The sequence below is a fragment of the Domibacillus sp. F004 genome (assembly GCF_057814295.1).
In genome coordinates this window covers 1-365 of the sequence record NZ_JBVATB010000032.1, presented here as the reverse complement: position 1 = coordinate 365, position 365 = coordinate 1, and the positions used below count along the sequence as shown (strand labels likewise).

Below are 365 nucleotides of genomic sequence, written 5' to 3'. Positions count from 1 at the left end.
ACGATAGTGTGTGAAACACAGTATGGTGTGAGACATGAGCGAAACCGAGATCCTCGAGACGCACCTGCAGGAGCTGCGGCGCGGCACCGTCGTGCTCGCGTGCCTCCGCCTGCTCGTCCACCCCGGATACGGCTACGGGCTGCTCCAAGAGCTGGGCGAGCGCGGCTTCCCCACCGACGCGAACACGCTCTACCCGCTGCTGCGGCGCCTCGAGAAGCAGGGGTTCCTCACCAGCGAGTGGAACCCCGACGAGTCGCGTCCGCGCAAGTTCTACCGCCCCCGCGCCGCGGGCGCGCGGCGCGCGGCATCCCTCACCGTCGCCGTCCGCGGGAGCGCCGCGGCGAGCGCCGACCGTCCGCCGCCCG

The 365-nt window shown here is 71.5% G+C and carries 1 protein-coding gene; it reads left to right on the top strand.

Annotation, left to right across the window (positions count from 1 at the left end):
- Positions 1 to 34 precede the first annotated feature (34 nt).
- Positions 35 to 365, top strand: a 331-nt coding sequence (locus ACZYRN_RS19285; protein ID WP_488913190.1) for a PadR family transcriptional regulator, incomplete at its 3' end; no start/stop codon positions are given.